This window comes from Thermoplasmata archaeon (genome assembly GCA_035632695.1).
Lineage (GTDB): Archaea > Thermoplasmatota > Thermoplasmata > RBG-16-68-12 > RBG-16-68-12 > RBG-16-68-12.
Genome location: DASQGG010000039.1, coordinates 1 through 4,526 on the forward strand (window position 1 = coordinate 1; position 4,526 = coordinate 4,526).

Here is a 4,526-nt window from a genome sequence, read left to right on the forward strand (position 1 = left end):
CGTACATCTATTTCGCACAGAAAGGTCGCCTCGAGTTGGAGGGATTGCGCGAGATTCTAGAGAGCCTAGGGATTGCCTGCGGAAGAATCCATCTGCCGAGCGCCGCTGCGGATCCGGACTATTGGAGATTCTATGTGAGCCGTCGGTCCCACAAGCGCTTCGCCAGAATCATCGGTTCTTGGCACCCTCGTAAGGCGCCCATTCTCCAGGCGATGTCGGGAAGGGCGTCTGCCTAGATGGGGCCGTGGCCCGACCGAGCGCAGCACCACTAGCGGTTCTCCGGCATCTCCTGGATCAGCGCGTACCGGTTGTCGTCGGGGTCGAGGAACTCCGCGTCGATCCCGCCCCACTCCGCCTTCGCGGCCTTCTTTTGGAAGCGCACGCCGCGGCCCGTGAGTCGGTCCTGCACCCCATAGATGTCCTTCGTGGAAAACATGATCGAGGTGTTCTCCCCGATGTGGGCCATGTCGTTCTCGAAGTCCTTCGGGTCCTTGTAGAATTCCGGGTTCGGCGTGAAGGGCGTCAGGGCCGTGCCGCCCGGGGTGAGCCGGTACTCGGTCATCCCCTCCTGGGGCAGCTTCTTGCTCTTCATGCCCAAGGCCTTCGTGAAGAACTCGCCCGCCCGATTCGCGTCGCGGGACGCAATCGTCACGAACTCCAGGGAGCGCAGGCCCGCGCGGCGCACCTTGGGCTTGGGCGGTTCGAACACGAACAGGGCGTTGCCGTCGGGATCGAAGACCGTCGCCATGCCCTCTTCACCCGGGTCCTGCACCTTCACGCCCTTCGCTTTCAGCGTCTCGAGAGTCTTCGCCAAGTTCGTCGTCAGGAACCCGATGCCCGTGACCCCGCCGATTTGCTTGAGCGCGTTCTCGTAGTCGGGACCCCACATCTCGCGTGTCGGCTGCCAGAGGTTCAGGCTGGCATCCTTCCCGCCCTTCGTGGCTCCGAGGGCCAGGTAGCCCATCTTGGGGATGGAAGCGCGGACCGCGAGGCCGAGCTTCTTCGTGTAGAACTCCTTCGCCTTCTTCTGGTCACGCACGAACACACCGACATGGCTGAGCGACTCGATCTTCGCCAACGACGACCGCCTCCCCTTGGCCCGTGTCCCCACGCATCCGGGGCGGTTAAACTTCGCGTCCGCCAAAGGGCTAAGACCCCGAGGCGGTTTCCGCTCCGACCCCATGCCCGATGCGACGCCCGCGGCGCACGGCCGGCCGTGGCACACGCTCTCCGCGTCCGAAGCAGCCTCCGCGATGCGGGCCGACCCCGTCCGCGGCCTGTCGCCCGCGGAAGCGCGGGATCGCTTGGCGACACAGGGTCCGAACCGCCTCCGGGAGAAGGAGCGCGAGGGCTTCTGGGAGGAGTACGCCGAGGAGCTCCGGGAGCCCATGATCTTGCTCCTGCTCGTGACGGGCGTCCTGTACTCGGTCCTGGGCACACTCGAGGACGCGATCACGATCTTCGCGATCATCTTCACCCTGGTGGCTGTCGAGGTGATCAACGAGCAGCGGGCCCACAGGGCCATCGAGGCGCTCCGCGATCTGGCGGAGCCCACCGGCGCGGTGATCCGCGGTGGCAGGCGGGAGGAGATTCCCGTCGAGGCGCTCGTCCCGGGCGATCTCCTGGTCCTCGAGGCGGGCCGCCGCGTGCCCGCGGACGCGCGGCTGATCGGGGCTGCAGGCCTTTCGGTCACCGAGGCCTCGCTGACCGGAGAGTCGGTCCCGGTCGAGAAGGATCCGAACGCCGTGCTCCCGGAGGCCACGCCCCTCGCGGAGCGTCGCAACCTGGTGTTTGCGGGGACCACGGTGGTCCGAGGCCGAGGCACCGCCGTCGTCGTCGGGACGGGCATGGGCACCGAGCTGGGCAAGATCGCGGCCCTCGCCGAGGAGATCGAAGAGCCCAAGACGCCTCTCCAGGTGGCCATGGCGGACCTGACCAAGTACCTCGTCTTCGTCGCGGTGGGCTTCAGCATCCTGGTCCCGCTCCTGGGCTGGCTCCTCGCGAACCAGGACCCGCGGACCATGGTCCTCACGGGGCTCTCCATGGCCTTCGTCACGATTCCCGAGGAGCTGCCCATCCTGATCACCATGGTCCTCGCCCTGGGCGCGTTCCGCCTGTCGCGGCAGCACGCGATTGCCAAGCGGCTTCGTGCCGTGGAGACCCTGGGCGGGGTCACGGTCATCGTCACGGACAAGACGGGCACGCTCACGGAGAACCGGATGCAGGTGACCCGCTTCTTCCCGGAGGGGGCGAAGGCCGCCCTGCTCGAGGCGGGCGTCCTCTGCAACGACGCGAGCCTCGACGGAGGCTCGGGACACGGGGACCCCCTGGAGGTCGCGCTGCTCCGCGCCGCCGAGGACGCGGGGATCGCCGCGGGTCCGTTGCGGAACGCCCATCCCTTGCGGGACGAGTACTCGTTCGACAACGAGCGGAAGCGGATGTCCGTGGTCTGCTCGGAGGATGGCGGCCTGCGGGTCGTGGCCAAGGGCGCCCCGGAATCCCTCCTGGCCGCATGCAGCCAACGATGGACCGCAGATGGCGTGGTGCCGCTCACGGACGCGAACCGCCTGCTGATCCTGTCGTCCGCCTCGGGTCTTGCGGGCTCGGGGCAGCGCGTGCTCGGGCTCGGCGAGAAGCGGGTGCCCGGGACCGTCCTGCCCGCGTCCCAAGTCGAGTCGGACCTCGTGTTCCTGGGGCTGCTCGGCCTCTCGGATCCACCACGACCCGAGGCCAAGCCCTCGATCGACGCGTGCCGCGCGGCGGGCGTCCGCCCCGTGATGGTCACGGGGGACCATCCCCTCACCGCCCAGGCGATCGCGGCGCAGATCGGCCTGGACGGTGGACGCGTGATCACGGGACCTGAACTGGACGCGCTTCCCGACGCCAAGCTCCAGGAGGTCATCCGTGACGTGTCCGTGTACGCGCGCACGACGCCGGAGCACAAGCTGCGGATCGTGAAGGCCTTCCGGTCCTCGGGGCAGCGCGTCGCGGTGACCGGGGACGGGATCAACGACGCACCCGCACTCGCGGCCGCGGACATCGGGGTCGCCATGGGAGAGACCGGGACCGACGTGGCGCGGGAGGCCGCGGACCTCGTCCTCGCGGACGACAACTTCGCGACGATCGTGCGCGCGGTGAGCGAGGGGCGCATCCTCTTCGCGAACCTCCGGAAGGCGGTGCGCTACTACCTCGCGTGCAAGGTGGCCGTCGTCGGCATCACGCTCCTTCCCGTCCTCCTCCGCGTGCCGATCCCGTTCGCGCCGATCCAGCTCATTGTCCTCGAGCTGTTCATGGACCTCGCCGCCTCGGCCACGTTTGTCGCGGAGCCGCCGGAATCGGATCTCATGCGGCAGCCGCCCCGGGACCCGCAGGAACGGTTCATGAGCCGTCCCATGGTCGCGAGCATCTTCACCTCCGCCGCGGGGCTCTTCCTCGCGGTCTCCGGCGCCTACCTATTCACGTACTACTCGGGCGCCACCCTGGCCGTGGCGCAGACGACCGCGTTCGTGACCTGGCTCCTGGGCCACGTCTTCCTCGCGCTCAACCTGCGGTCAGAGCGCGAGCCCTTGGTCCGGCTCGGGTTGCTTTCGAACCGCCTGATGATCATTTGGGGCGGCGCCGCGATCCTGTTCGCGCTCTTCGCCAGCTTCACACCCGGCGTGCAGTCCGTGCTCCGGACCGCATCGTTGGGGGCGCCCCAGTGGGCCCTCGCGCTCGCCCTCGCCCTCCTGGGGACCTTCTGGATTGAGCTCCGGAAGTGGCTCGTGCCCGTTCGACCTCCGGAGCCCGCGGGACTGCGGTCGTCCTAAATCTCAGGCTTTTTACGGCGCCTCGGGCTAGCGCATGCAACCGGGAGCCTCCGGCCTCCGGCCGCACGCTCGGGCCACGACCATGTACCTGCAAGACTGGTGGTACACCACCCTGATGGGAACGCCGCTGAAGATCCAGCCTCCGTTGAAGGGCGACGCCCGGACGGACGTCCTGATCGTGGGCGCGGGTGCGGCTGGCCTGGCCGCAGCCCTTCAGCTCATGGACAAGGGCCTCGACGTGACGCTCATCGACAAGAACATCTGCGGCGGGAGTTCCACGGGGAAGAGCGCAGGCTTCCTGACGCCGGATAGCGAGCTCGAACTCTCCCAGATTCTCCGGCGGTACGGTCGGGAGGGGGCCAAGGACCTGTGGGAGTGCGCCCAATGGGGATGCGACCGGATTTCTTCGGTCATCCGGGAACACGGGATCGAAGCGGACCTCCAGCAGCAGGACTGTCTCTTCCTTGGGGAAGGCCGCGGCGGCCCCAAGGAGGTCCGCGACGAGCTCGCCGCCCGCCGGTCCATGGGCTACGAGGTCCAGGGCTACAGCGCAGAGGAACTGACCTCCGTGGTCGGCGCCGTCGGCTTCAAGGGAGCGGTGCGGTACAAGAACACGGCGGGTGTGAATGCTCTCCGCTACGCGCAGGGCGTGAAGAAGATCCTCGCGGACCACGGAGTCCACGTCTACGAATCCACGGAGGCGATCGGCCTCAAGGA

The 4,526-nt window shown here is 68.1% G+C and carries 3 protein-coding genes; 2 read left to right on the forward strand and 1 reads right to left on the reverse strand.

Features of this window, described 5'->3' with window-relative positions; translation table 11 throughout:
• Window positions 1-268: 268 nt before the first annotated feature.
• Window positions 269-1,078: a VOC family protein gene (locus VEY12_03345; protein ID HYM39169.1), complete on the reverse strand. Its 810-nt coding sequence runs from the start codon at window positions 1,076-1,078 to the stop codon at window positions 269-271.
• A 103-nt stretch (window positions 1,079-1,181) separates the two neighbouring features.
• Between VEY12_03345 and VEY12_03350 the strand changes: the two genes are divergently transcribed.
• Together VEY12_03350 and VEY12_03355 are read left to right on the forward strand one after the other, a co-directional pair.
• Window positions 1,182-3,809 (forward strand): cation-translocating P-type ATPase, encoded by a 2,628-nt coding sequence (locus VEY12_03350; protein ID HYM39170.1) that lies wholly within the window; start codon window positions 1,182-1,184, stop codon window positions 3,807-3,809.
• 34 nt (window positions 3,810-3,843) lie between these two features.
• The coding region (locus VEY12_03355; protein ID HYM39171.1) for an FAD-dependent oxidoreductase at window positions 3,844-4,526 on the forward strand (683 nt) is incomplete at its 3' end.